Genomic DNA, 25,662 nt, shown 5'->3' with positions numbered 1-25,662 from the left:
TATTTTTGATTGGCTTCTTGTTTAGCTATATCGCTGTATTTTTGGTAAAGTTCAACCTTATTCATTGCTACATCATAGCCTGAGTAATAAGGTGTAGGGTTATTTTTTGAATTTAGTAAAAAAATGATACAAATGATACAGAAATAAATAGAGAATTTCTTATTTTTTATCGGCTTCTTGTTTAGCTATATCGCTGTATTTTTGGTAAAGTTCAGCTCTATTGACTGCCACATCATAGCGTGAGTAACTTGGAGTAACAGAGGCCATTAGTTGTGATGCCTGTTGCCATTTGGAGGCGATCGCCGTCCACTCCTCCTGAGACTGAGCTGTTTTACCATCAGCAGCAGCTTCTTGAGCAAGTCGCACCGCTTGAGCAAAAGCTTCTTTCGACTCAGCTTTAGTATCCTCTGAATTTTTAATAGTGGAGTCCGGAGATTGTAAGGTTGTATTTTTCAGAGCTGATATTCTATCTAACCTAGAAAAATTTAGCCATTTATTAACTTGGATGCCCAAAACTAGCATCAACAGACTTAGAAAAAAACCACCCATCATACCCAGTTGGAATTGATTTTGCTTTTGTATTTGAGCGCGATCGACACTTTTAGATAGAGATATGGGAATTGCTTTAGGCTTATTTGTCTGAAAATGACGTGCTATTTGTTTAAAAATATTGGGCTTAGTCAAAGTAATTTGTTGAGACCAGAGCAACTTATCTTTTGGATCTCTGGTAATTTCATCAAGCCATAGTAATTGCTGTTCTTGAACAATTCTGCTATTAATATTTACTTTTCGGATATTACGAGGTGAGATTTCTTCGAGAATGTACTTAACTTGTTGTACAAGGTTAGACTGTTCCAACTGTTCAATCTGAGTTGCTTCGCATAAAAGCTGCAAAACACCATCAGAAAATATAGCTCTAATTCTTACATCTAATGTAGCAAGCTGTTGATTAAGAACTTGAATAATAGCTGCTACACTTCCTTGACGTGCTTGTATAAATATATCGTTAATTTTATCTGTCATTGGTAGTTACTGCAATTGATTTAATAGTTAACTCAGATGGTTAAATATCATTTTTAATTTGTCTAAATTTTCTTGGTCATACTTGACAGTTATTACCGAAAAGAAAGCAATAAAATCAAATTAAATTTAAAGAAATTTATAGCTTTTTCCTAATAGTATATACGGACATAGTTATACCATTTATCTATGAAGTTGCGCTTAATAAAAGATAACAGCTATTAGTAAAATTCAGGTTTGGGAAAGAATTATTAAGCGCATTATTACAGAGAAATGGTATTAGAACTTTTGAAAGATATTCCTTGCATAATTTAATTCCCACTATAAAACCTTGGCTTTACTTATAAACTGGCCGTTTCACTAATATGACCAACTTCTGATTAAAAGTAGAGTTGTAATACCAAATTGATAAATATTTGCTATAAATAGCTAGGATATTTCTTAGGAGTCAGGAGTTAGAATGAATAGCTTCAATACCATTTTTCAGGTCGGAAATCATTCTTTTCTCTTGGTGCGCGTTCCGCAAGCGAGCTGGGGTCGTCGCGGGGTCGCACCGCTTTGCCAAAGGACATATCCTGCACGCGTCTTTTTATTCCTCTTACTATTCGTCACATTCTTTTTTCACGCTTGGTATAAAATATACCCCCTATATATAATAAGTAAAAATTATATCTGTTATCATCCTTTTTTCTCTTTTCTGTTCTATGTTTCCGGCAACTACAGCTAAGTCTAGTAATTCTTCAAGAGGTCTACGGTATTAGCTATTTGAAGTTAAAAGTCTTATGTTAAAATTTGCGACAGCAATAGAGGGAAAACAGGAAAGTGATTATGGCCCAATCCCTAAGTGGCAAAATCTTTGTACTAGATGACAATATTGATACTGACCAAATTATTCCCGCCGAGTACTTGACTTTGGTTCCTTCCAAGCCAGATGAATATGAAAAGTTAGGCAGTTATGCTCTATGTGGGTTGCCTGATCGCTACGGTAAGTTTATCTCACCGGGAGAAATGAAAACCCATTATCCAATCATTGTGGCTGGAGAAAACTTTGGTTGTGGGTCTTCGCGGGAACACGCACCTATCGCCTTGGGTGCTTCTGGTGTCCAAGCAGTAGTGTCTCAATCTTATGCTCGCATCTTTTTTCGTAATTGTTCAGCCACTGGGGAGTTATATCCTTGGGAGTCTGTTGATCGCCTATGTGAGTTATTTGAAACTGGTCAGGAAGTTACTATTGATTTTGAAGAAAATCAGTTAACCAATCATACTCTTGGTATAAGTTATCAATTGAAGTCTTTAGGAGAAGTAAAACCTGTCATTGATGCTGGTGGTCTTTTTGCCTATGCGCGTCAAACAGGTATGATTTCCCAAAAACCAAGTTAAATTGTTATTTTCAATAGGAGAGAAACTAATCTCTCCTTTTTACTGTTCAATTTTTCGATAATTTTTAGTTGTGTACTTTTGTATTTTTTGTAAGCTAAATCTTCAGAAAGTACCAGTCTAAAATTAATTATTTGGTAGTGGTGCATAGTAATGGTAGAGGGAGATGGGGAGATGAGGAGATGGGGAGTGGAAAAAACTGTGAGTAGGAAAGAAACCGAAATACATGCTCTCTCTTGGTCGATTGGATATGGCGCAGGTTTCCTCGCCATCCCACCCTTCGGGAAGCTGCGCTAACGACCGCTTTCTTTTAATTAATTGGAACTGAGGTAATTTGTCCCAAGTTCAATCAATACCATTACGGTTGCAGGATTGCCAATTATTTTATATCAGAGAATTATTTTTTCCTTCTTCCTTAGATTTGTCGCTAAATAGATAGAAAAAATCTCCAAAACCTAGACAGGGTAATTATTTCGAGTCTTTTGTTCGATAAATAACTACAAGCTTTACATAGCGGGGGTTTCTACAATTTTTTAGTTTATAAAGCTACAAGTCTCTTCTCTCCTAGATAACTAAAGCCTTCTTCCTTCTTGAATGCTACTTTCGTGTTGGTAATTTCTTTAATTTCTGCTTGGATCTGGAGACATTATGATGCTCTGACAACTTTGGCTCAACTTAATCTGAATTGATGGCCAGCTTCAGACAGTAGAATTAATATTAAAGCCGATTCTAAGTGTTGATATTTTTAGTCTTAAATTATAGTTATTTAAACATCTTTGTATGGTAGCCCGATAATTATAGCCTTGGTTGGTCTGTTGTACGAAAAAGTCTGGTCTAAAATTATTTTTTTGGGATTAGTTGGTTGACTATTACCATTAGAAATTAAGTAACTAATATATGATTTCTCCATCATCAGATTAGCTATTTTTTTACTTAATTTATCTGTTTTTATCTTTTTAATTATCCAAGAATTAAAACCTAAATACTAAATTTTGCTTTTACATAGGAAAGCCATGAAAAATTTATTTACGCTAGAAACTATCGATGTAGAAAAAATAAAAACTCACAACTCAATATTAGATTATTGATTTAGGAAACAATTAGAGGTTCTTAATTAAATTTCTGACATAGTTTATAAATATAGATATAGTAGTCGAAGGAAAGGTTAGGACAGATCAAAAGCTTAAAACTCAGATAACGTAAGATTTTTCCTCTTTCCTTCTTCCTTCTTCCTTCTTCTTTCTTCCTTCTGCTATACATTCTTAAATTTGCTTAAGATATTCTCAAATTCTCAAGCTGCAATTATAGCAATAATTTGACTTTTCAATTTAGCAAAATAAACTAAAACATACCCTCTTTGATACTTTCTGGCGTTGGTAAATCACAGAATGAAATTTGTAGGGGCAATCCCCCAGTCACTAATTGGGGTAGGTACGGGGGTGCTATCCGAAAATATAAATCATCCCATCAATTACCAACGCCTACTTTCTCTTATAGAAAAAGTAAAAGAGGGAAAAAGCAACAATAGATGAGTTGCTACATTGACCATCAATCCATTAATTTTGCATAAATTCCTGTAAACCACGAGTCATCATCTCAACTATTCCCTCTTGGTTATTCAGTTCAGTTTTTACCTCAGTTTCTATACGCTCCACTATATCACCTGGAAGATTCAGCAATTGCTTTAAATTTTCATAAGCAGCTTCTTCATCTTCATTAATATTTGGTTCTTCAGGAGTACGAGCACTACAAGCAATTACTTCGTAACCCAACTTTAGCACCAGTTCCCGTTCTTGTTGGGATTCTAATTTAGGAATTGACTCCCCTAATGGGATATTTTGCATGAAATAATCCCTTAATTCTTCCTGAAGTTGTTGCTGCTGATCTCCTGTAGCAAAAAGACTACTAAATCGATTTAACATTAAGTCCACTTCTTCTTGTGCCAGTTGTCCGTCAGACCATGCCATATAAGCAACAATCCGCAACAAATTCATCTGGCGTGGAGTAATAGATGGAGGTGGAGGTGGTTGCACTGCCATAGATTTTTCCTCAATTTTTGGCTATTCATAGCTAAAGTTTTAACCTATCATCAACTCAGCAATTCTTATCCAATCGTTGACAATTTTTAACTGAATTTGCGAAAAGTCCCACCATACTATTGGCCTTCATCCATTGGTGAGACGGACTTGGGTAGAGCGAGGCCAACAACCGCCAGCCCTTATGAACTAGAAACGAGAATAGTTGTAGTGATATGCGTTCGTTCAACTTAAAACTGGACAGACATACTGGTGGATATTGTCATGGGTGAGGATAGACCTATTTAGGGCTTGCTGATTAAATCTAAAAGCATTGATATATAAAGATATTAGCCAAGGCGTGTACTAAAAAAGTGCAAGGTTTTTGCTCCCTTAAGCTGAAAATGTCAGGATTTTGAGCAGACAAGAGCAGAAAAATCTCAGAACAATTGTTCCGACTATATTCTCTGTAATTCCTCATTGCTCATTCCTCCTGAATTCTGAATCCTGACTCCTACCCTCACCCATAAGATTTATTCCGCAAACCCTATTTAGTGAAGTGTTCAAAGATTTTGCCGAGCACTTTGAGATTGGGGCGAAAAAGCGAGTGCTTCTAGTTGTCAATCAAGTAGGGTGACATTTGAGGGAAAAGTTAGAGGTGCTTTCTTGGGATTCACTTATACCAATTTGAAAAAAGAATGTTACGAATAATAAGTGGGATCTAAATAGGGCTTGCTGAATAAATCTAAAAGTCTTTGCAGATAAAGGTAAGTGCCTTTTTAAGTATCAAAAAGTGCGAGGTTTTAGGTAGTAATGGTTCAATTAGGAGCGGATTTTGGTCAAGATAGGGGCCAAAAAATTAAGGGACTATTCTTCCTACTATCTCCTCTATAATTCCCCGTTCCTCCTGAGGACTGAGGACTGAGGACTGACTCCTACCCTCACCCATAAGACTTTTTCAGCAAACCCTAAATACTTTACAGGAAATGTCCCTTTGACAAAGCGGTCGTTAGCGCAGCTTCCCGAAGGGTGGGATGGCGAGGGAACCTTGCTATATCCAATCGACCAAGAGAGGGAATGGGGACTCCTGTGAGGGAATAGAGGAATGTCAAGAGCCTATTTGCCTAACACTATATATAAAATATATCTACTTATCTATGCGATCGCTGCCCTTACTATCAGGAGTAATATCAAATCCGGTAGCATCGGTATAAAATCTTTTGAAGGTAGGACGACTGAGTCAGGTAGGGGAACCGTCGGTAGAGCGACGTATAGGAGGGAAAACAGTTATAAAGATTTGGCAATGGTGAAGATAGAGAATATTTTTATACCTAATTAAACGGATTTGATATCAAAATACTCCCAAGCATGGAAGTTGGTTGAATATGGCTGAAATTGATGCTGGTTATGGTAACAATACAACATTTATAAAAAAACTCGAAGAAAGGGAATTAAAATACGCGCGGACGAATCCCAAAAAACCGTTTGCCTAGCATTCCGTAGGAAAAAGTAGTAGTTAAAGAAAATTCAATTGAAGAAAAAAAATCAGAATAGCGGTCATTACTTACTGCAATAGGGAGGCGAGAAGATGCAGAATTTCCTTTTTTATCCTCTTAATAAGGGGAGGCTTGAGACCTTATTTTTTTGGTCAGCTTATTTACAGAGTCAACTAAAAATATAGATTTTTTATTTCAATTTTTACCTGTAGATAAAGAATAAATTAGGGAGAATCCGGGAATTATAACAATATTTATATATTAACTAGGTAATTATTTTAGAGGTAAAATTAATCTCCAATCTAGTCAATTACAATTCCTCGGCTTCTCCATTCCATTTATTCTTCTATCTGTGAGCCATTACCATTAGTCTCATCGACCTTCTCATCTTCTACTTGAATTAAATGAATGTGTTTGTATCCTAGCTTTATTTCAAATTCATCTCCTGGTTTTAATCCCATAGATGCGGTATAAGTTGCTCCTATGACAATTTGGCCATTTCTATGAACGCTAACTCGATAAGTTGGTTCTCTACCACGCCCATCTTTACTACCGTCAGGATCTAAATCAACTCCTTTTGCTGCTAGAACTGCATCATAAAAATCTGTGAGATTAACACGAGTTTCTTCATTTTTTGTAACTGTGTAATATCCACAACGTTTAGCAGTTTCCCTTCGTGGTAAGTGAGCAAATTCTTTTACCTTTTGAAGTAAAAATTTTCCCGTTAATGGAGTTTCTGAATTTTCAACCATAGTTCTTAATAATTCTCCTTCTCTTTATAATATAGTAAATCAATTTTACTGAAAATTGTTAGGGTTATTTAAAATATATCCTGAAATTTATCAATTGTGCAAAAAAAAATTTACTAAGCCTTAAGGCCACTAATATTTGAGTAGATAATCTAGATTTCCATAATGTGGAACTTAAGCATTCTTGTTACTCTGAAATTCTCTCCTAATTTTCAAGAGTTCCTATTCTATTAGATTCTATTAGGTTTATTTTTGTACAAAATTATTTTAGGAGGTAGGAGAAAAGAAAAATGTGACAAATATAAGGTAAATTATCTAATCAGTTTGCTTAATTTACCAGCCGGATTTTTTGAAAATGGATCTGTCATTCTAGGTATTTGGATATCTGAAATTTCCTCTACAAAGTTATGGCCTAACTTTGAATAGTGATTTAAAATATTTGCTAAAATTGTATTTATTGGTAAAAATTTTGATAAGTAGCAGTTAGGCTATCGTGTTAATTGGTAGATGTAGTGACTTTACTGATAGAAACCATTGGTATCTTTGTTAATATTAAGTTTTTTTATAAGAGTTTGAAGTAAGAGGGATGTTGGTTAAGCAATACGGGAAAGTTAAATTTGAGGGCTGATTTTTCATCAAAACAGATACTGAAAAGACTTGCTAATGGTAGTTATTATAGATGTCATATAATTTACGATTGAATACTTATAAATAAGGGAGTAGAGATTTAGGTAGTGGTGATAACCCAAGAGATTTGCCGTCTAAACTAGAGGAGCTTTTTCCGGATCGCTATTACAACGCTTTTACCGATCTTTGAACCACATCGTCATAAGCAAAACCCTGTAATGGCGTTTCGCTCCGCGACATATAAAGCGGAGCTTTGCGTAGCGCAAATGGCCATTTGCCCCTACTAGACATCTCCAAAAATCAAAAATAAAATCAATTCTCACACTAGATATATCAATTATTTCTCCCTACTGCCTACTGCCTACTCCCTCTTTTGGAGGAGATGTCTACTGTGGTCTAGTGAAATGAAAACCGCTGTAAACGGAAATGATACCAAATGGTTTCTATGAAAATAAATACTCATATCAAATCTGGTTAAACAGTTATTGTAGGTAAAAAAAATTCGTGAGTATATCTCGCGAATTACTATGGTTTTCTTGCAGGGATTTCAAATAGTTATCTAAGGATATTGGTTGTAATTTTTGATGATTAATACTATGTCCGGATGATTAAGTATAATACAAATTTTCTCCTCTAAATGTTGAAGAAATATCTCACATTTCCGCCACTTTCATTGTTCCCTCCTGAATTTACACCTACCACTGCGCCACCTAAGAATTTTATGATCTCGCTACCCGAGCGGACATGATGTAAATTCGTCTTTTTATAGAGTCAGGATTTACGCATGAGGTAGGAAAAACTAGGATTTGAGATTGCTTTCCGTTCCGGACTGCTACGCAAACCCTGTCGGTCGCAATGATGAGAATACTTTCTAATATCATGTCCGGTTGAACAGTTATAAATAAATGACCAAGGAGTCAGGAGTCAGGAGGCAAGAAAGAAGAAGAAAGATACAGTTTTTTGATTGCGATCTTATCCGGACATGATATTATGCCTAAGTCCTAAAAGTATTGGCATTGCTGATTTGGGGTATGATTTGTATTTTTTGGCGATTGCTAAACTATATCAATGACAAATATTTGAGATTCTTCAGTATGGTGCAATTACATCAGCACCTGCTTGAGCTTGAGAAACGGCTGTTTTTTCAGCAATTCTAAAGTAGGGTCGTTTAATACACGACCTGTTAAGTCTCCTACTTCTAAATAACCACAGTGACCATGACTGGTGTATTCACACAAACAAGTATCTACAACTACTAATATAGTCATTACAATTAAGTTCCGTACAGTCTAACAATGTCATCCAGTGTTGTTTCTGGTGGAGCATATATCCGTTGCTTTTTGAGAATGGCAAAATCTTCTTCAATCTTGTTGAAGTCCGGTGAGTNCCTATGATTTTCAGGATGATAAATAATTTCAAAAACAAAGATAATTCCAGTATGAATTCGGTCTTTAAATCTTAATTTCAGTAGTTAGTGTAAATATTACGCTAACTTTTTTTGTCCAAAGTCCAATAAATTTATTCATTGAATTAATAAAAAATCTTCTGTGCGAACAGTATTTTTCAGTTCAATTCATCTCCTAAACATCACGAAATACAGCATCAAAAATTGAACGAGAAATTCTAAACTTGATATTGACAAGATTTTGATAAAACTCATCTTTATTACCTATTTCTATTTTTCCCTCCACAACTAACTTTTTCAAAATTGCTAAAGTTCCTTTTACATTTAATCCTAAATTAGTAGCTATTTTTCTAGCAGCTAAATCATCTAAAATTACAAAATCAGCTTGTAATTCCGTAGCCAGAGCAATAGTTTCTGATTCACCCCGACCAAAACTCTTATGTAACCGATTAAATAAAGAAGTTAAATTAGTGCTTTGTACTATTAACTTTTCTGCTGCCAATACAGGAGTCAATGCCCGACTAATCTCATCACTTTTAGCATTAATTTCAGTCACAACAGAGGGCGTTGTATAAAATTCATAATTGTTATTAAGAAATAATTCTAAAGCTTGCAACCTGACTAAAAAGATGATAGGAGACGAATTAATTACAATTTTCAAAACTTTTACCACCTTTGTTCCTGTTCTATATCCTCAGAAGAAAGATAGGAAAATTCAATGCCTAATAAATCCAAGATTTGCAACAATTCCTCAGCATCAATTCCCATGATTTCAGCACCTTTTCTCAAACTAATTAATCTAGTTATTAAAGCACCTAAAACAAATAAAAACTTTTCCTTTTGTTCGGGTTCGACAAAAATTGGTAAAGCACCAGCAATATCTTTAAATTCAAGAGTAGTTGTCATTTCAGTTATCAGTTATCAGTTAGATAGAGATATTATTTATTTTGTCATATTTTCCTCCTATAAATTCCCTGAAATATATTTGTTGAAATTTGCCAAACCCAAACCATTCTGAGTGAATAGCACTTTTTAATATTCGTAACATTAAATTTATTCATAATATCAATTCCATAAATTAAGAGTGGAAATAAAATAATTATTTTGGTAAATATTTTCATTGTAAAAAACAGATAATTATCAATTATCCATTATCAATTATCCATTATTTACAGGTCTCCTAATAAAACTCTCATCGCTTTCAACGCCGGACTACGTTTACCATTGTTAATTTTAGCAAACCAATAATGAGCTTCCTCACTACTCATTTCCATTACTCCCTCAGTAATATTAGATATTCTTTCAGGTTTTGATAAAGGTTGTAATGCCTGAAATAAAATTGCTAAACTTACTCCAGACTCTTCAGACAAAATATAAGGAGATTGCCGTTTATAAGAAAGAGTTTTCGGGTCATATTTATTAACCTTAAGAGTTTGATAAATTGCCTGCCTTGCCAATACCAAAGCATTACCTTTTATCTTGGCAATTTTCTTAGCAGCAGGTCGTTTTTTCTCCCCTGCTTTTTTATAAGAACATTGATATAATTCCAATGCCAAATTATTATTATCTAACGGCACAACTCTTAACTGAAACTCCTGCATTAATATGTCACCTTTGCACTTAAGCTAATGCGCTCTACCGGGTTGCGGGTTAACGCTTGTTTGATAGCATTGAGTTCGTGCCCTCCTGGTGTAATAGGTGTAGGAAACTCAATAGTAATTTTGAGATTAACATCTGCTTGAGCGTTTGGTACATTCAGTAAACCACTAATAGTAGTGAAAAAACTTTGAAACCCCCGTATTTTCCCTTGATATTCAAACCGCACAAACTGGTCTGGTGCTTGAATAGTTACTGTTTGGTCTATGGAAATGTTTAACCTGCTAAGTAATGGTAAAGCTGTACCTATTTTACGATAGTCTACTGCTTTATCTACCGTTAATTCTAAAGATTCAATAGTTGCGACTTTGCGATCGCTACATTCATCACCAAATTTAGTCAACACAGTATTAACCGTTCCCTCTAGATTAATATTGGGGGGTTGAAAGTCAAAGATATCTCCTTGAGTACCTTCACTGTCACTCTTACCAGGAACTTGATAGGTACTCGTGGGAGAGCTAACACTTATCGCCGGAGTAAGAGTAACAGCATATTCTTTTGACTCAGTTTCATCATTACCATAGTCAGCTATAACTTTGAAAACAGTATCCTCAGTAATAGTAGTTTCATACTCATCACTTGGTTTAAAATTACCAGGGATGACATCATTATCTTGGTAGAGAGTAACAGTCAAAGCACCCTTAGCTTTCCATCTGACTCGTACAGGTTTAGCAGCTTCCCGACTCTGCATCACCTGAGCGTTAAGTTCAATTATTTTCGGTGCAGGAGGTTCTAATATTCCCCGACGGTACAATACCATATTGTCAGAAAATTCAATATTGGGTAAACTGGGTAAACCAAGCTCTGTTTTGATAAACAACCGCTCCCCTACTTTCATATCCCATTTCCCCTCTTGCACCCCCTTGACAATAGTATCTCGTAACAATGAAATTTCTCTACCCATGAGAAATTTTAGGCTTAAATCTTTAGCAAATGCCTCCTTGATACCTTTTGTAGATATTGAGTCTAACCCACTAGACCAAACTTTCTGTAAAATAAAAGCGGGATCATAAGGTTTAGCTTCCTCTTCCGAACGAAATTTTTGACAGTCTTTGAGAGCTTTAACAATTACATCTTGTTGATTACTTTTACCTTTAATTGTACTCGCATCTTGAGTAGGTAAAGTATAGTGCATTAAACCATTAGGAGCTTTTTTCGGGTCATTACTCGGATAGAATAAATGACGGTAAGTGCTAGTTAAGGAAATTCTCACTTCTATGTCTTTTGCTCTGCCGTTCAGTTGTTGCTGCTGAGTTTCTGATAAATCTTGCAGACGATTTTGGCTTTTTAAGATGTTTTGAATAGCCTTATATTCCCTAGCATTATCGACAGCTTTTTCTAGTTCAATTTTATTAGCAACTAAGAATAATAAACGGTTGCGATAAACTCTAAATTTTCCTGATTCACCCGTATTATTAAATATTTTATCTACAATTTCCGGCGGATTATCTGTAGTGGATTTTACCAGCGCCTCATCAAAATCAATTAAACACAGAGCAATTTCATCCGGTTTATCATCAACCTCAGAAGGACTAGCAGGAGCCGGAATTGAGTTAAATATTCTCTTAGCAAAAATAGTATCCCGTTGCTTTCGTAAATATTCTTTAGCTTCAATTATCCCTATCATATCTTTTTCCTCAGTCACAATTTTATTAATTGAAGGCTCTTCTTTAAATCTACTTCTAGATGTTATAGGGTCATAATCTAAATACCAAGCAACTGAGGTTAACTTTTCCAAAGCACGTTCCACAAATCCAATTTCAATTCCTGGTGTTAAGAGGGATAAATTTAATTCCGATTTATTAATACCAGAAGAAGTACCTTGAGTCAAGGAATGAAGAAAAATTGTTCTGGCAGTCCAAGTTGTAAAAGGTGGTTTACCTGCTGCTATCCAGTTTTCATCTTGAACCTGAGCATAAGCTTTTCTGCCATCGGTATTGTAAATATCTGCCCTAATAGGTGGTATCATTTGAGAACGTTTTAGTCTGGAAGTCAAGTCATTAGTTACGTCATCATCCATTCCCACTGGTATGTGGTGAGTATGTATCATGGGAATGTTTTCTGTGGGGTTTTGCCATAGATGTTTGACAACCTGAGCAAATAAACGCAACGCACCTCTAGTTTTTTGAAACTCTGGGATAGAGGCAATTTTTTTCGTCAATAGGTTAAATAACTCTGGATGGAATGGGTAACTTTGAGCGATTGCACTTGCATAGTCAGCATCTTTACATCCATCTGGTAAGTTGAGTTTACAAGCGCGATATGATTTAAGATATTGTGTGGAGACTTTTTCAGCAACTTCAGCACTTACACTATCAAATAATCGTTGTTTGACAATATTATAAACTTCCACATCTGTAGAAGGACTAATAATTAATTCTTGTCGTGCAGAAGCAGATATTACTTCTTTAAATTCTGTGGATATTAGTTCTTTTAGTTCTGTAGTTTCCTGAGAAAAAGTGTCGGATATGGAAGCTAAAGAGTAAACAAATACAATATTATCGCTAGCACCTGCTAAGTCCATTAAAGTAAATAGAAAAGCCACCACTTGTTCTGCTAAATCACTATTACCAATAACCTTTGCTTTAGCAGTTCGTAAACAATGAGCAATTTCATCTAATATAATTACTGTGGGGTTGCCATTAATCAAATGTTTAAGAACAGAAGTACCCGGACTAATCCCTTTTTTATCACTACCAGACAAAAGTTCATAACCAGCAATTCCTCCTATCTGATAGGCAATTTCTCCCCATAAAGTGTAAGTTGTAAATCCTGCATCTTGACGGAAAATACCATTCTCTGGGTCTAAGTCACGACCATCTACTGCTGCTACTTGAATAGGAGAATTAGGAATTAAATTTAAGTCAGTAAAACGTTCTAATCCTTGTATTTTTCTACCTGTTTGACAAATATGCCAAATAGCTATTTCATCGTGAGTTTTACCACCACCAAAACTTGTTTCTAATCTAATCACAGGTGCGCCCGCTGCTGATTTATTGAGACGAGAAAATACTTCTTTAATCAGAGTTTTTAGCCCGTCGGTGGGATAAGTATTGGCAAAAAAAGCATCAGCATTTTGATAAACATAAGGAGCGTTTCCTTCTACAACTGATATTAGTTTAGCTGCAAATATTTCTGCTGATAAATTACCTGATTGAATTTCGGCTTTAGGAACGCAAGCTTTAAATATTGAGGGTAGCATGATTACAAATATTTTAATTTATAAGTAGTTAATTTGATTTTTTAGAGAACAAAATTTCAGATTTTTTTGTAGAGAAAAACTTATTTAATAAATCTGTTTTATCCTTTCCTAATGCCTTAATTTAATGGTAGATTAATTTCATCACCATTGGAGAGGGGCGGTTATGTCCATTTTCCCCACTATTTACTGTCTGGAATGATATACCTAAGTGTTTAGCAAATTTTGTCTGAGATAGTCCTAAACGCTGTCTCAGGGTTTTGACTAGATGTGGAATGTCTGCTGAGGTAGTGTGTGTCATGGGAGTTATTACAAAAGGGTAGTATTATCTTACCTATCAAAAGTTAGATAAGCAAGAGTAATTTTAAGATTATTAATTAATTGATAAATATTTGTGTCAGAAATTTTACTTTAAATAACATTTGAAAGTTCGATTAATTTAGAGATTTAAAAATAGATAAATATTATTTTTGGTCAAAGTAGAAATAGAGAGCGATATAGTTACTGCAATTGCTCCGCTTTTAATGTCGGCGACATGAAAACGCTTTAAAACTCAATATCATCCTCATCTTCTAAGTCCTCAAAATCAGTCTCAAAATCCTCACCTTTATCGTCTTTCCATAGTTTCCGGTAATCATGTGGTAGCCATTTCGGGTAAGTTATTGCATCCTTTTTACCCTCCAAAACCAACCATAAAATACCACCTTTAGCACGAGCTAGGCAGCGGGTTAAAGCAACATAAATCATGTGTTGTTCCTGTTGCCTTTCTTCTCTAGATTGCTTCTCAAATTCAATCGGCATATTCTCAGGATAAAGGATAAATGTATAATGCCCTTCTCCACCTTTTCCACTATGAATTGTATATAAATCTATAATCTTTTTAGTAGTAGTTGATTCATCAAATATTTTATCTATCTCAGTTTTCCAATCATTCAAACTTTTAGGTTGAAATTTAGCAAATAAAGCCACTAAACAATCTCTATAATCTCTCAGTTCAGTTAACTTTTGCTCCTGGACTTTTTCTGGCAATTTATTAATAGAATTAGCTTGAAATTCAAACCAACTATCAACCTGGTTCAAAAAAGTATCAACATCATAATTACCTTTCACAACTTCTTTCACTTTATTAAGTAATTTTGCCCCTAAATTTCTATCTTTAATACGGGCAGCATATCCAGCAGTTAAAAGTCTAATAGCAAAAATTAATAAGGGTGCATTCTTACGACAAATACCAAAGAAAGATAAGGAGCGATCGCTTTCATCAAATATATCTAAAAAGTGATTTTCTTTGATAATTCTAATCTCACCATCTGGAGCTGTAGGAGCTGGTTTAATATCTATATGCGGGTAAATATCTCTGACTAATTCTAAATGTTTTTTACCACATCTCCAGTTAGTAGTTAATGGCATTTTATCACAGTTAAATTTTTTAGCAATTACATCAATTCCATCTGTTAAACAACCGCGAAAACTGTAGATAGCTTGGAACTTATCTCCACAAGCAATTATAAAATTATTAGATGATTTGTGCAGCAATTTAATAAACTCTATCTGTAATAAATCTGTATCCTGGCACTCATCAATAGAAACAACCTTCAGCTTGTTTGACCATTTATTAAATACATTTTTATATACATTTTGGTCGTGCCATAATAACCAAGTTTGGTCTAAAAAATCTATGTTTAACTTATTAATTCCATCATCTAAACCAGCTTCTAAAACATCACAAACAGCTTCAGTTATTTCACCTAACCTATTTTTATATATTTCAATTCCATATTTATCCGCTATCTCCCATATCTCATCGCTACTAATCTCATCTACAAAATAACAATGCAGTCTCATCTTATCCAATAAATCTACAAAATCACCCTTTGACTTAATAGCTATTTCTCCATTATGATTTTCAATTTGTAGCTGACCTGGTATTTTCTCACCCCATTTATTATATCTATCTATATAGCCTTTATCCTGAGCTAGTTTCTCATACTTTCCATTATTTAGTCTGAATTGTTTGTGACTTTTGCCTAGTGCATCTCTCAACATTTCATAGCCTAAACTATTGAGAGTTTGTACTGATTTTTCCCACTTTATCTCTGATAATTTATTAGCTAAATCCTGTTGATTTTTCCTACCAAATACAACAAATCTACATTCTAGTGAGGATAACTTTTCAGATTTCAAAACTTTAGCTATCTCAGCTAACATTGTACTTTTTCCAGTACCAGCTAATGCCTCAATTAATAATCCTTTTTTCTCAGCTTGAGGGAGGCGATCGCGGAGCGGAACGGATGTTCTATCGCGCACAGCTTCTAATATATTAAATTGCTCTTTAGTTAGGAAATTTCCATCCGCACTTTTATAGTCAGAAAACTCAACTACTGAAACAACTTCTGACTTTTCTAGGGTCGCATCCTTAGCTAAGTTAACTTCTGGAGTGCTTACTGTATATGGTTTTTCTGTTGTAGCTTCACATAATACGTTTGACCTTGCCAACTGACTTTCTGATGTAGGTTCTATTTCAGTAAGGTCAATATCTGACCAATAGGCAATAAAGTCAACAGGAGAAAATTTACTAAATATTTTATCTAGCAATTCAACCAACGCTTTATCCTCCAAAGCTTTTGATAATTTTGGAGGTAGTTCATTGTTTGTATCTTGCTGTGGGAGGGTTTGATTATGTAGCAGAAAATTTTCCACACTCTCCCACTTACTCAAAATATAATTAGATTCTAATTTGGTAGTTAATTTCTTAATTTTATCTGCCAAATTTTCTTCAATTCTTATTGTTTTAGTAGGGGCTTTAGAAGGTCTACCCGCGCCCTCTCTAACTCCTCCTCTGCTATGATATGCCATACTTTTAGATTACTGTCACATAAATCTATAGTAGCATATAATACTTATTGTCAACCCAAAATAATTTATATTTTTGTATATATTTGATGCGCGGGGTGACAACAGAAATTTGTCATAATTAAGTGAATCGCGACTCAATAGGAATAGAAATATAAATAAATATTGTTAATACAATAATAATTAAAATTACTTAATCATATTGGATTAAAGTATTATGAAATTTCTATCTGTATAATTTATATGGACGTTATATGATAAGTAATTGATTTAAAATCCTTTTATTTATTGGTAGTTCCTATACTTGAAGCCGTATATAAGTATATATAAATCAATTAAATTTTATTATTTTAGTGGTTTGATTTTGGCGATCGCTCTAAACACAAACAAGCCAGTAGGATTAGATACCTACTGGCTTTTCAGTCAAACTCGTATATTTTTTGTTATGTTACTATTAATACTCCTAAATTAACTTTCTCCTAAAATCTCTTGAAGTTGTTCTTTTAAATTGGGTAAATCATTGCTAATAACTCCCCAAATAATATCCAAGTTCACCCGAAAATATTCGTGAGTAATAATATTTCTAACATCAATTGTTCCCACCCAAGGAATATTAGGATAACGCTGTCTTGTTTCCTCAGACATTTTGCTTGCAGCCTCCCCAATAATCATTAAATGATGAACCATCCAAGTTTGAATTAACTCATCCCCCGTAAACTTATTTTTTCCCTGAATTGCGTACTTTTCTATTTGAGAAATTGCTTCTAACATATCTATCAATCTTTCCCGATCGTTTCTCATAATTCTATTGCTTCTTCTAACACCCTTTCTCTAATCCGTTCTTTCAATCCTCCCACCGTAACAATATCAACTTTACGACCTAAAATAGACTGTAAATCTTGCATTAATCCCGAAGGAAACCAAGGACTAATTTTGTTTAAATCATAATCAATTAAAAAATCAATATCACTATTTTCATCATCTTCCTCTCTGGCAACTGAACCGAAAATTCTCACATTGTATGCCCCATGTTGGGATGCAAAATGAAGAATTTCTTCTCGTTTTTCTAACAGTAATTGCTTTAGTTTCATATAAACTCCGTGAGTAAAAGTTTCAATTTACAAAAAGTAAAATATTATCTAGTCGAAGTGGTTGGGCTTCAAATGCAACCCCTTTTCGCCGTTTGAAACGGCAGTGAAGTTTGAGAGTGCTTTTATAATGCGGTCGGTGCTGAGGTTTTTTTAACCTACAGCAGAACTACCCGCCCGCTCCTCCTGGTATTGTCTTAACCATAGTCCTACAGCTTCCCTAATCAACGCTGATTTGGTCATCCCTTCTTTTTTGATGATTTCATCAACTGCTTTTTGCTGACTTTCTAATATACGTCCTGAGATGTAAACAGTGCTTTCCTTGGGGTCAACGGGTGTGAACCATACTGACTCAGCATTTCTGTTGCCTATTGGTGCTGGCATTGGCCATTTCTCCTGTAATCTTGTGTATTGACTATGGCCTAAGAATAGCATAAAAGTTTTTTATTGAAAAGGTTGACATTATCCTGTGTATGCTCTATTATAATAAATGTAGAGGTAAAGAAGACAACTACAGGGGCAAAAACAAAAAGGACATTGCCCGTACCGTCGAAAGTCTAGGCAATGTCCTTTTTATAAAGTCCCAACCAAACATCAAAGTAAAGTAAGGAAATTACAATGATACTAAAATCTGAGAAAATCCACAACCAAGAGCAGTTAATCTCTATTATCAAGAATCAATTAGATACAGCAACAGCCCAACTAACTAAATTAGTTGAAACTGATTCACAAATTGCCTCAAAGGTTGCAGAATTGGAATTGCTACTAACCCAACACCCGGACTATCAGTCAGTGGTTAGCGATCGCCTTTCACAACTCCAGCCTACTCCAGAACCTACACTACCACCAGTAAGAATTGAGATTGAGTCTATTGAATCTGTGGATGAGTTGGAAAAAGCAGCAGAACATTTCAAAGCAGATATATTTCCAGAAGAGCAACAATTACCCCAAACACCCGCCCCACAAGCTGAGGAAAAAATTGAATCACCTTACTCTAGTAAGGAAGAGGTGGCAAAAATAGAAGCAGCATTTAATAAAATCTCAGAAAATCGTCAGCAATCCGAGCCAAAAATTATCACCAGCCCTGAGCAAAAAGTAGAAATTTCTCCAGAACCAAGCCCCACTTTAGAAGCTAATGAAGTTGTAGCGAGTGAAAATGATGTTAGTTTGCAAAAACCAGAATCTACAGAACAGATTTTTGACGAACTTCAGTCAGAGTCATTGAAGGAGCGGATGTTGAGCTGTAAGAATCGCTCTGAATTGGAAAAGTTTAAAGTAGAGATAGGTTCAGACAAGGCAGGCAAGGTTTGGGATTCCTGTAGTATCATAGAGCGTAACCTAATCAAATGTGCTAACGCAGCTATGGATAAAAAAGCAGCAACCCCTTTTGACCTTATCCAATGGCGCGATGTACTAGGCAAGCTTCAAAACGCTCGGTATGTTGGATTTTATTTGCACGGGTTACAAATTAAAAATGAAGATGACCGCGTAATCTACCTAATAAACCAGGATGTATTTAAAGTAGTGGACAAGCGATCGCTCAAAGCTGTGGCTGCAAAATCCCAAAAACCTTGTCCTCCTGAGTTAGTAGTAAAACTAGAAAAAGCTCTTTCTGAACCGGAAGATACAGAAGATACAGCACCTACAGCAGACGAGATAGCAAACAATACTTTTTCTGGACTCGTACCTGTAAAAAAGCAACAGACTGGTTTACAGATTGGAAACAAGCCAGAGTCGCAGCAATCAGAGCCAAACGTAGGAGTACAAACAGAATTAAATCTTCAAACTCCTGAACCACCAGAACTACCTCCCACTCCTACTCCTGCACTAGAAGTAATTGCAAGCGAACTGAAAAGATTCCACCCCCAAAACGCATTGACATTTACTTACGAAACTACCCCTCGCTCAACATTCCTTACAATCAAGCATGGTGACAGCCAGGTAGCTTGTTTCGAGGACGATGGAAGTGACATTTATGAAGTTGGGAACAACAGCCTAACTTTTCATGGATTCACGCCAGAGCAAGTATCAAAAGCCTACGATGCGGGTGAAGCTGTACTGGAATCACTGAAACAAAAAAAAGCATAGAGTCATTATCTGGGGAGGTATTAGAATCCTCTCCAGTGTTAGGAGAGGATGCAGATGATGACTTTGAAATTGCTTTTTTTGATGATGAGGATGACGATCCTACTTGCTTTGAACTTGTACAGACTGAAATTGAGCAGTTAGAAGGGTTTAAGGTTGATTTTGTGGAGTGGGAACAGCTAACAGTTTACCACTATGGAACAGTAGTAGGAACCTGTAGTCACCAAGGAAGTTATATAGACGTTGACTCCGCTCTGGTTAATGAGTTAGCCAAGTATGACTGCGATTTAGAAGGTTTCATGGTTGAAAACGATATTAGCTATGAATTAACAAAAGGAATCAAAGTCTACACCCCAAAAATAAGACCAGACCTACATCTTGGAATCAAGTGGGACGGCTGGTATTGCCCTAATTCCGGCACAATTAACGGACATTATTTCTGCCATCATCATAATGATGTTCATGGGAACTATATTAATTTAGTTTTCAATAATCAGATTTATCTATCTTTCTCTGATTTTACTCCAGACCACATAAAACCCTATTTTGATAAGATTTGGCAAGAGTTACGGGAAACAGGGTACATAAACCATCCTAGAGAAATATCACTAGGTAGTAAGATAGCAGCCCGGTTGCCGGAACATTTCAAAGCTTACAAAACTGACGATGAAGACCAATGTAAAGTAGCTAGGAGTACCACTAAATACTGTTATATCAAAAGGTACAGGGATTGTGAATGGTATGTTTCTCCCACTGACAACTCCCAACTCATGGCAAAACGAGCTGATTCAATGAAAGGCGCGATTAGTGAAGCCCTGAAAATGATAGCAGAAATGATAAGCAATCCCAATCACCCCTGGAATAATTAACTCAACAAAAAACCCCCTATCTGTATTGGATAGGGTAAATACACAATTAAAAGAAAATTAAAAGCAATGACATCACTTAGTATTTTCGGAACAAAACCAAAGGATGCAATTTTGGTAGCAGATAACATTCCTAATTTAAGATGCAACTGTCAAGAGGGACAATGGAAAATTTCTGATGAAGCTCTTGGAAATAAGCTTGAGTGTTCTATTTTGAAGTTTAGCAAGTATCATGGAACTTTAGGACAAACCACCAATACTATTTGGGGGCAATTGTTCTTTGTGGCTGAGAACAGTGGGAGTAGTTCGGACATTTACAGGGAATGCCTTATGGTCACTTACCAAAAAACCCGATCGCTCTCCAGTTTCCTAAATCTCATCACTAAACTCCAGTGCAAAGGAATTGAAGCAGCAGAAGGAGTTTTTGTTGCCAGTTTTGTTAAACATAGCGGTCAAAAGCCTGATGAAAGTGGTATAGTCAAACCGATTAATTACTATAGCGTTGATTGGCAGTGGAGAGAGAGAACTGAAGAGGATAACAGCATTGACCAATTAGTAGGTGCATTAGGAGAAGTTGATAAATTTATTGACCTTGAGGGTACAGCTAAAATGAGATGCTTAGATGGTTTATCCGCTTCTGAGGTACAAGCAATTATCTCAGGAAATCAACTATTATTAGAAAGTAATAAATAGTTTAATTCCGACAATATCCTCCTATTTATATCCTATAAGATAGGAGGTTTTAAACCAGAAAAATATATTCCTTTTGAGGGGGAAATTATGGATAAAATTGAGAGAAAAGAAATTAATTTAATGGGAGTCTCTTATTTTTACACTTTTACACCCCGAAAAGAATAAGCAATTGATAAGCCTTTCAACCTACTATTTGGAGGTTAGTGAGTTGAAACAATTAAAACACACTTTAAACCTGCATCACAACACAAACTACCTAAAATCATCTCAACCCACCTTAAACGCTCTCCTAGACACCGCAAAATGAATATATTGCTTCACGCGCTCGACGAAAAATTCACGGGCGCATTTTTAATTCAATTTTCAGATCAAGATTTTTATTCAAACCTCTAAATTAAAAAATTTTCTTTCTTAGCTGCAACTAAGATATATAAACAATTTCATCTTTAACAAATAATAAAAAAATGTAAATTAAATTTTTCCAACGCCTCTTGATCTTTTATTGGAGTTAGATTAATTATTTATTTTTTATTATATATATTTAAGTGTAGTCCCACCATGAGACTCGCCAATCCCACCATGAGACTCTAGAATCCCGTCATGGGATTCGCCAGTCCCACGATGATACACTGTAATCCCTCCATTCTTGATGTGTTTAACCGCTTCATGTTAATATCGCTATTAATAAATAAATTTTATTAGTTAATATTAATAGGTTATAATTTAACTACGGAAATTAACGGGAGAAAGTCTATATGTGAAAAATAATTAATACTTATTTATCTTTATTGCTAATAGTAATAAGCATAATAATAGCTATCACGGCTACAACAAACGCTTCATTAATCCTGTATATCCTGTCTATATTTAGATTAATACTAATATTATTAATAAAATAGGCTATTATTAATTATAATATCTACCAAAAACAACGCTTGAAAATAGCTTTTATTCACCATGAGACTTTTAATCTCACCAAGCTTATACAGAGTCTCACCAGTCTTGTGTAGTTTTTGTCAATTCTTTTAAACTTATGACTTTTTATAAATAGACTATTAAACAAAAAAAACTGGTGATTACACTCAACCTCCTATTTGGAGGTTAGTGATTTGAAATAATTTTACCCATTAATAAATGACCGCATTTTTTCTTAACTGCCGAGCCAAGGCTACCTTTGTAATTTGATGGAACATGGAACCCCAGACGAGTCGCTACATCTATAAAATAACAACTACTTAAATAAAATTTAAGACAAAAAATCCGGTAAATAGAATTACCGGATTTATACTTGTACCTTATATCTAAAAAGGATAATTATTTATTTCTTTAAAATCGAGTTAGTTTGATTTAACTGTTTATTTTACCATTTTATAATACCTAACTTATTCAAGAGCCAGAGTGCAAATATAACTCCAAATATTAACATTAAACTATCCATTTGTTTATCTGTTAGAGATAGTCCAGAAGTTTTGACAGTAGTCTTAATTCTTGGTGTTTGAATTTCAAATTCTCTAGCTACAGGAGATTTATAATTAGGTAATACACACCCTATACCACCTCCTCCTGATAAACAGATAATTTGTACTTCAGATAAATTTTAAAATACCATATTAGATTCATTATTATGGTATTTAATTGTGGCTTTTTTGCCATCTAAAATCAGAGTATAGGGAGGTAGTTTTGGTTGATTATCTGTGACTTGATTAGTAACTTTTTCTACTACTTTTTCTGGCTTAGGTTTGGAACTAAATACTGCTACTAAACCACCACCACCTAACACTAAACATAGTAATATTAATGGGAATGCTTTTTTAGCAATTTCTAATACTAAATTAGGTTGCTCTTCTTTGTTTGGTTGTAATGCACTTTTCATTGTCTTTCTTCCTATTGATTAGTAACTTTATTGTTTGAAACTTAGCTGTCACGGCGATCGCTGTACCTGATGCAGCTTCCTTGTAGATTTTGGGGAATTGAGGCATGGGAGAGAAACAAGATAAAATCGCTGGACAACCTATAAAATATGAGTGACAGCCTGAAAGAAACACCAGAGATACAACCAGTGACACCTAGCTGTCACCCTCGCTGTCACTGATAGTAAATGTCACACTAACCGCCCCTCCTACTTTTTTCTCCGTTACACTTCCTAAACCTTTTCTTTCAAAATCTCTGAGTATTGATTTGATAGCTTCAGCAGATAACTTATACTTCTTAAATGCCCTCTGAACCTCTCTAGCCGTGACTGAATTTTGTAAAGCACAAAAAGCCAATATTTCCTGTTCAATCTGTTCTAAAGTTGGTAAATTATCCTTAGTTAAGTCGATTTTACTATCTGAGAAATTACCTTGTATTTGGTCAGAATCGTCACTAGGATTATCCTCAGAATCGTCACTAGAATTATCCTCAGAATTATCAGGGTTAATATCAGGATTGTTGTAATTGCTTGTTTCATTCTTATTATTAGAATTTTCTTCAAAGTTATCCTCAGAATCATCCCCAACTTTGACAGATTCAACAGCCATCACATTGATAGGAATTGGTAGTTTTGCTGGAGTATCTTCTACTAAAATTGGATACTCTTGAGTATGGCACCAGGAATAAACTTCGGGGTCAATTCTCTTACTATAAGTTTTAGCAATCTCCCCTAGTCTTACTCTCTTAAAACACTTCCTGACTGAACCTAATCCTTTTAAGTCTAAAGCCTCTAATTCAGCATTTTGTACCAATCCAATTAGTCTAATATTGACTTTTCTTGCTTGCCTGAGAATTGAAATAAAACATTGTTTAAATGTAGGCTTAAACCATTCATTATCTTTAGCAGATTTTGACTGCTTTAATTCATCTATAGTTTCGTTAAACTCATCAGCTATTATATTGACAAAAGGATAGTTTTCTATTCCTTTTTCTCTCAGTTTGTAACGCCGTTTCATTTCTATGTGAATGATTTTAAAGAAGTGAGCGCAACTAACTGAAAAAGGTAAATTATCATCAATAAAATCTTTAAACAGTGTTTCCATTGATTCATTATCCTTGAGATAATGTTCAGGAATTGTATCTTGCTTCCAACTGCCGTAATTCATGCCTTTGCAATAGTTAGTAAATTCTGAAAAATCACCTGGTTTGTAATGTGGGTTTGATACTACTGCTTCACCTCCTAAATATTTAACTAATGCTGTTGCTAAGGTGCTTTTACCTCCTCCTGTTTCTGCTTCCAAGATGGCATGAGGGTACTTGTCAGACTCAGTTACAAACCGTATCCATTCAAAATATTTATCCGCATCAAGTTCAGTATTAGACATCATCATCGGTAGTTGCTGTTGTGGGTAAGCAGACTCATATATTTGATTGATTCTGATTTCTGCTTCTGCTGCTGTGGAGGAGACTTGATACTCGCGCATGGTGTTAGCTATTGCTCCATCTACCTGTAACTCATAGGAGCGCTTCATGGCATAAGCAGCAGACGCTATTCCACACCCCGCAAAGTAAGCACTCACAGCATTTGAACTGTTGGGATGGAGAGCGATCGCCATACAACCAACGCCTCCTACAAGGAAAGTGACTGGACTGCCCATAATATCCATGATGCGCCACCCCCTACTAATGCACCCGTAAAACAAATGAGCAAACACCAGCCGTAATCAATACTTCCCCTACCTAAATTAGCTGCCATTCCATCACGGGCTTGGGGATGTTGATTGCCTTGAAAAACTCTATATGCAATATATCCTAAAGCTAGATAGAACAAAGCTAAAGCCGGGTACATCTGCACTATTTCTGCTAAAAAAATACTCAGGCAGCAGCTAAAAACTCCTAAACTGGAGTACCAGATTAATTTCTGTTTGGCCATAATATTAGAGGGGGTAAAATTCCCCTCTACTAAACTAAACTAAATTAAGTTAACTTAAGTCACTAATTCTTAGAACTCAGTGCAGCTAACTGTTCTGAGTGTTTTTGTTGCATTGTTCCTAAAGTTGTTTGACGTTGCTTGTCAATTAGTTGAAACTGTTGCTGACGGCGGGTTTTGCCCACATCGTAGCCAGCCCACAGCCTGTCCATTCCTGTAAACATGGCATTGAAAGCATCCCACTGTTTCTTAACACTTTGAGCTACAATTAACTTGCTCTTGCTCCAGAATTTAGCGATCGTACTTTCACTCTTAGTAATAGATTTGATAGCAGCAAAATTCTTAGACGCGAACATAGCTTGCTTTTTTAATTCTTTAGCTAGTTCCTGATTACCTGCAACTTCCTCCTCAGATAGCATCAAACCATTGGCTTCCCAAGTGTTTACAGCATTGCTTCCTTCTTCCAAAAAAACATGAGAATATCCGCCATGATCCGGGGTAATGCAACCAGGTGTAATAGCTGCAGTTTTACCTCCTGAACTCTTATTACCGACTTCTGCTCCACCGAAAAACATTGAATTATCTGCCATTAATTTTTACTCCTTTTTGTTTGAGTAGTTGTGCCATGTGTTTCCTTCTGCACCTTTCATCATTCAAATATTTGATATGTGGAGGCGCATTAGGAAACCTTA

General features: G+C 35.3%; 23 protein-coding genes and 1 pseudogene. 6 read left to right on the top strand and 18 right to left on the bottom strand.

Annotated elements, in window-relative coordinates; translation table 11 throughout:
- Positions 1-159 precede the first annotated feature (159 nt).
- Complete coding sequence (locus F6K18_RS01705) at positions 160-1,023, bottom strand: hypothetical protein (protein WP_287518037.1); 864 nt, start codon at positions 1,021-1,023, stop codon at positions 160-162.
- 825 nt (positions 1,024-1,848) lie between these two features.
- Here F6K18_RS01705 and F6K18_RS01700 point away from each other — a divergent pair.
- On the top strand, positions 1,849-2,400 hold the full coding sequence (locus F6K18_RS01700) for a 3-isopropylmalate dehydratase (protein ID WP_124147478.1): 552 nt from the start codon (positions 1,849-1,851) through the stop codon (positions 2,398-2,400).
- Positions 2,401-2,550: 150 nt separating this feature from the next.
- Positions 2,551-2,694 (top strand): hypothetical protein, encoded by a 144-nt coding sequence (locus tag F6K18_RS01695; protein ID WP_287518035.1) that lies wholly within the window; start codon positions 2,551-2,553, stop codon positions 2,692-2,694.
- A gap of 469 nt (positions 2,695-3,163) precedes the next feature.
- Here F6K18_RS01695 and F6K18_RS01690 read toward each other — a convergent pair whose 3' ends face one another.
- Both F6K18_RS01690 and F6K18_RS01685 read right to left on the bottom strand, forming a co-directional pair.
- Positions 3,164-3,310, bottom strand: a complete 147-nt coding sequence (locus tag F6K18_RS01690) for a hypothetical protein (protein WP_287518033.1) — start codon at positions 3,308-3,310, stop codon at positions 3,164-3,166.
- A gap of 643 nt (positions 3,311-3,953) precedes the next feature.
- Positions 3,954-4,436, bottom strand: a complete 483-nt coding sequence (locus F6K18_RS01685) for a TerB family tellurite resistance protein (protein ID WP_192901217.1) — start codon at positions 4,434-4,436, stop codon at positions 3,954-3,956.
- A 1,081-nt stretch (positions 4,437-5,517) separates the two neighbouring features.
- Here F6K18_RS01685 and F6K18_RS01680 point away from each other — a divergent pair.
- Positions 5,518-5,751, top strand: a complete 234-nt coding sequence (locus tag F6K18_RS01680; protein WP_287518031.1) for a hypothetical protein — start codon at positions 5,518-5,520, stop codon at positions 5,749-5,751.
- A gap of 495 nt (positions 5,752-6,246) precedes the next feature.
- On the opposite strand, the gene F6K18_RS01675 is transcribed toward F6K18_RS01680, so the two are convergent.
- The 11 genes and pseudogenes from F6K18_RS01675 to F6K18_RS01625 form a co-directional block, all read right to left on the bottom strand.
- Positions 6,247-6,660: an AbrB family transcriptional regulator gene (locus F6K18_RS01675; RefSeq protein WP_287518028.1), complete on the bottom strand. Its 414-nt coding sequence runs from the start codon at positions 6,658-6,660 to the stop codon at positions 6,247-6,249.
- 1,719 nt (positions 6,661-8,379) lie between these two features.
- A pseudogene (locus F6K18_RS01670) lies at positions 8,380-8,540 on the bottom strand (porphobilinogen synthase); the annotation flags it as partial.
- A gap of 324 nt (positions 8,541-8,864) precedes the next feature.
- Positions 8,865-9,350, bottom strand: a complete 486-nt coding sequence (locus tag F6K18_RS01665; RefSeq protein ID WP_287518027.1) for a DUF3368 domain-containing protein — start codon at positions 9,348-9,350, stop codon at positions 8,865-8,867.
- Positions 9,351-9,355: 5 nt separating this feature from the next.
- On the bottom strand, positions 9,356-9,595 hold the full coding sequence (locus F6K18_RS01660; protein WP_287518024.1) for a hypothetical protein: 240 nt from the start codon (positions 9,593-9,595) through the stop codon (positions 9,356-9,358).
- Positions 9,596-9,858: 263 nt separating this feature from the next.
- Positions 9,859-10,290, bottom strand: coding sequence for a hypothetical protein (locus F6K18_RS01655; RefSeq protein ID WP_287518023.1), 432 nt, complete (start codon positions 10,288-10,290; stop codon positions 9,859-9,861).
- Positions 10,290-13,547, bottom strand: coding sequence for an ATP-binding protein (locus F6K18_RS01650; protein ID WP_287518021.1), 3,258 nt, complete (start codon positions 13,545-13,547; stop codon positions 10,290-10,292). The genes F6K18_RS01655 and F6K18_RS01650 overlap by 1 nt, the downstream gene beginning before the upstream one ends.
- Positions 13,548-13,668: 121 nt before the next feature.
- Positions 13,669-13,845 (bottom strand): helix-turn-helix transcriptional regulator, encoded by a 177-nt coding sequence (locus F6K18_RS01645; RefSeq protein ID WP_287518018.1) that lies wholly within the window; start codon positions 13,843-13,845, stop codon positions 13,669-13,671.
- A gap of 245 nt (positions 13,846-14,090) precedes the next feature.
- On the bottom strand, positions 14,091-16,400 hold the full coding sequence (locus F6K18_RS01640; protein WP_287518015.1) for a UvrD-helicase domain-containing protein: 2,310 nt from the start codon (positions 16,398-16,400) through the stop codon (positions 14,091-14,093).
- A gap of 465 nt (positions 16,401-16,865) precedes the next feature.
- Positions 16,866-17,198, bottom strand: a complete 333-nt coding sequence (locus F6K18_RS01635) for a DUF86 domain-containing protein (RefSeq protein WP_287518013.1) — start codon at positions 17,196-17,198, stop codon at positions 16,866-16,868.
- The gene (locus tag F6K18_RS01630; protein WP_287518011.1) at positions 17,195-17,488 is read right to left on the bottom strand and encodes a nucleotidyltransferase family protein; all 294 of its coding nucleotides are present in this window, start codon (positions 17,486-17,488) and stop codon (positions 17,195-17,197) included. The genes F6K18_RS01635 and F6K18_RS01630 overlap by 4 nt, the downstream gene beginning before the upstream one ends.
- A 150-nt stretch (positions 17,489-17,638) precedes the next feature.
- Positions 17,639-17,920, bottom strand: a complete 282-nt coding sequence (locus F6K18_RS01625; RefSeq protein ID WP_287518008.1) for a ribbon-helix-helix domain-containing protein — start codon at positions 17,918-17,920, stop codon at positions 17,639-17,641.
- 183 nt (positions 17,921-18,103) lie between these two features.
- Here F6K18_RS01625 and F6K18_RS01620 point away from each other — a divergent pair, with 183 nt between their 5' ends.
- The 3 genes from F6K18_RS01620 (at position 18,104) to F6K18_RS01610 (ending at position 21,129) form a co-directional block, all read left to right on the top strand.
- Complete coding sequence (locus F6K18_RS01620; RefSeq protein ID WP_287518006.1) at positions 18,104-19,573, top strand: hypothetical protein; 1,470 nt, start codon at positions 18,104-18,106, stop codon at positions 19,571-19,573.
- A 35-nt stretch (positions 19,574-19,608) separates the two neighbouring features.
- Positions 19,609-20,439, top strand: a complete 831-nt coding sequence (locus F6K18_RS01615; protein ID WP_287518003.1) for a hypothetical protein — start codon at positions 19,609-19,611, stop codon at positions 20,437-20,439.
- A 66-nt stretch (positions 20,440-20,505) separates the two neighbouring features.
- Complete coding sequence (locus F6K18_RS01610) at positions 20,506-21,129, top strand: hypothetical protein (protein ID WP_287518001.1); 624 nt, start codon at positions 20,506-20,508, stop codon at positions 21,127-21,129.
- Between the two features lie 1,597 nt (positions 21,130-22,726).
- On the opposite strand, the gene F6K18_RS01605 is transcribed toward F6K18_RS01610, so the two are convergent.
- From F6K18_RS01605 to F6K18_RS01590, 4 genes are all read right to left on the bottom strand, one after another.
- Positions 22,727-23,002 carry a hypothetical protein gene (locus F6K18_RS01605; protein WP_287517998.1) on the bottom strand — a complete coding sequence of 92 codons (276 nt, stop codon included), beginning with the start codon at positions 23,000-23,002 and terminating at the stop codon, positions 22,727-22,729.
- Positions 23,003-23,195: 193 nt separating this feature from the next.
- Positions 23,196-24,698 carry a hypothetical protein gene (locus F6K18_RS01600; RefSeq protein WP_287517996.1) on the bottom strand — a complete coding sequence of 501 codons (1,503 nt, stop codon included), beginning with the start codon at positions 24,696-24,698 and terminating at the stop codon, positions 23,196-23,198.
- On the bottom strand, positions 24,671-24,973 hold the full coding sequence (locus F6K18_RS01595; protein ID WP_287517994.1) for a hypothetical protein: 303 nt from the start codon (positions 24,971-24,973) through the stop codon (positions 24,671-24,673). Before F6K18_RS01595 ends, F6K18_RS01600 begins: the two co-directional genes overlap by 28 nt.
- A gap of 62 nt (positions 24,974-25,035) precedes the next feature.
- Positions 25,036-25,560: a hypothetical protein gene (locus F6K18_RS01590; RefSeq protein WP_287517992.1), complete on the bottom strand. Its 525-nt coding sequence runs from the start codon at positions 25,558-25,560 to the stop codon at positions 25,036-25,038.
- Between the last annotated feature and the right edge of the window lie 102 nt (positions 25,561-25,662).

Source organism: Okeania sp. SIO2C2 (genome assembly GCF_010692625.1).
Classification (GTDB): domain Bacteria; phylum Cyanobacteriota; class Cyanobacteriia; order Cyanobacteriales; family Microcoleaceae; genus Okeania; species Okeania hirsuta.
This window is presented reverse-complemented; position numbering and strand designations above follow the sequence as displayed.

What these genes read in the sequence shown, in the direction of transcription:
- F6K18_RS01600 (WP_287517996.1), bottom strand. Translation starts at nt 24,698, where the DNA reads ATGGGCAGTCCAGTCACTTTCCTTGTAGGAGGCGTTGGTTGTATGGCG.
- F6K18_RS01625 (WP_287518008.1), bottom strand. Translation starts at nt 17,920, where the DNA reads ATGCTATTCTTAGGCCATAGTCAATACACAAGATTACAGGAGAAATGG.
- F6K18_RS01700 (WP_124147478.1), top strand. Translation starts at nt 1,849, where the DNA reads ATGGCCCAATCCCTAAGTGGCAAAATCTTTGTACTAGATGACAATATT.
- F6K18_RS01650 (WP_287518021.1), bottom strand. Translation starts at nt 13,547, where the DNA reads ATGCTACCCTCAATATTTAAAGCTTGCGTTCCTAAAGCCGAAATTCAA.
- F6K18_RS01660 (WP_287518024.1), bottom strand. Translation starts at nt 9,595, where the DNA reads ATGACAACTACTCTTGAATTTAAAGATATTGCTGGTGCTTTACCAATT.
- F6K18_RS01645 (WP_287518018.1), bottom strand. Translation starts at nt 13,845, where the DNA reads ATGACACACACTACCTCAGCAGACATTCCACATCTAGTCAAAACCCTG.
- F6K18_RS01610 (WP_287518001.1), top strand. Translation starts at nt 20,506, where the DNA reads ATGACATCACTTAGTATTTTCGGAACAAAACCAAAGGATGCAATTTTG.
- F6K18_RS01605 (WP_287517998.1), bottom strand. Translation starts at nt 23,002, where the DNA reads ATGAAAAGTGCATTACAACCAAACAAAGAAGAGCAACCTAATTTAGTA.
- F6K18_RS01630 (WP_287518011.1), bottom strand. Translation starts at nt 17,488, where the DNA reads ATGAAACTAAAGCAATTACTGTTAGAAAAACGAGAAGAAATTCTTCAT.
- F6K18_RS01705 (WP_287518037.1), bottom strand. Translation starts at nt 1,023, where the DNA reads ATGACAGATAAAATTAACGATATATTTATACAAGCACGTCAAGGAAGT.
- F6K18_RS01595 (WP_287517994.1), bottom strand. Translation starts at nt 24,973, where the DNA reads ATGGCCAAACAGAAATTAATCTGGTACTCCAGTTTAGGAGTTTTTAGC.
- F6K18_RS01655 (WP_287518023.1), bottom strand. Translation starts at nt 10,290, where the DNA reads ATGCAGGAGTTTCAGTTAAGAGTTGTGCCGTTAGATAATAATAATTTG.
- F6K18_RS01685 (WP_192901217.1), bottom strand. Translation starts at nt 4,436, where the DNA reads ATGGCAGTGCAACCACCTCCACCTCCATCTATTACTCCACGCCAGATG.
- F6K18_RS01695 (WP_287518035.1), top strand. Translation starts at nt 2,551, where the DNA reads ATGGTAGAGGGAGATGGGGAGATGAGGAGATGGGGAGTGGAAAAAACT.
- F6K18_RS01620 (WP_287518006.1), top strand. Translation starts at nt 18,104, where the DNA reads ATGATACTAAAATCTGAGAAAATCCACAACCAAGAGCAGTTAATCTCT.
- F6K18_RS01590 (WP_287517992.1), bottom strand. Translation starts at nt 25,560, where the DNA reads ATGGCAGATAATTCAATGTTTTTCGGTGGAGCAGAAGTCGGTAATAAG.
- F6K18_RS01640 (WP_287518015.1), bottom strand. Translation starts at nt 16,400, where the DNA reads ATGGCATATCATAGCAGAGGAGGAGTTAGAGAGGGCGCGGGTAGACCT.
- F6K18_RS01675 (WP_287518028.1), bottom strand. Translation starts at nt 6,660, where the DNA reads ATGGTTGAAAATTCAGAAACTCCATTAACGGGAAAATTTTTACTTCAA.
- F6K18_RS01690 (WP_287518033.1), bottom strand. Translation starts at nt 3,310, where the DNA reads ATGATGGAGAAATCATATATTAGTTACTTAATTTCTAATGGTAATAGT.
- F6K18_RS01680 (WP_287518031.1), top strand. Translation starts at nt 5,518, where the DNA reads ATGTCAAGAGCCTATTTGCCTAACACTATATATAAAATATATCTACTT.
- F6K18_RS01635 (WP_287518013.1), bottom strand. Translation starts at nt 17,198, where the DNA reads ATGAGAAACGATCGGGAAAGATTGATAGATATGTTAGAAGCAATTTCT.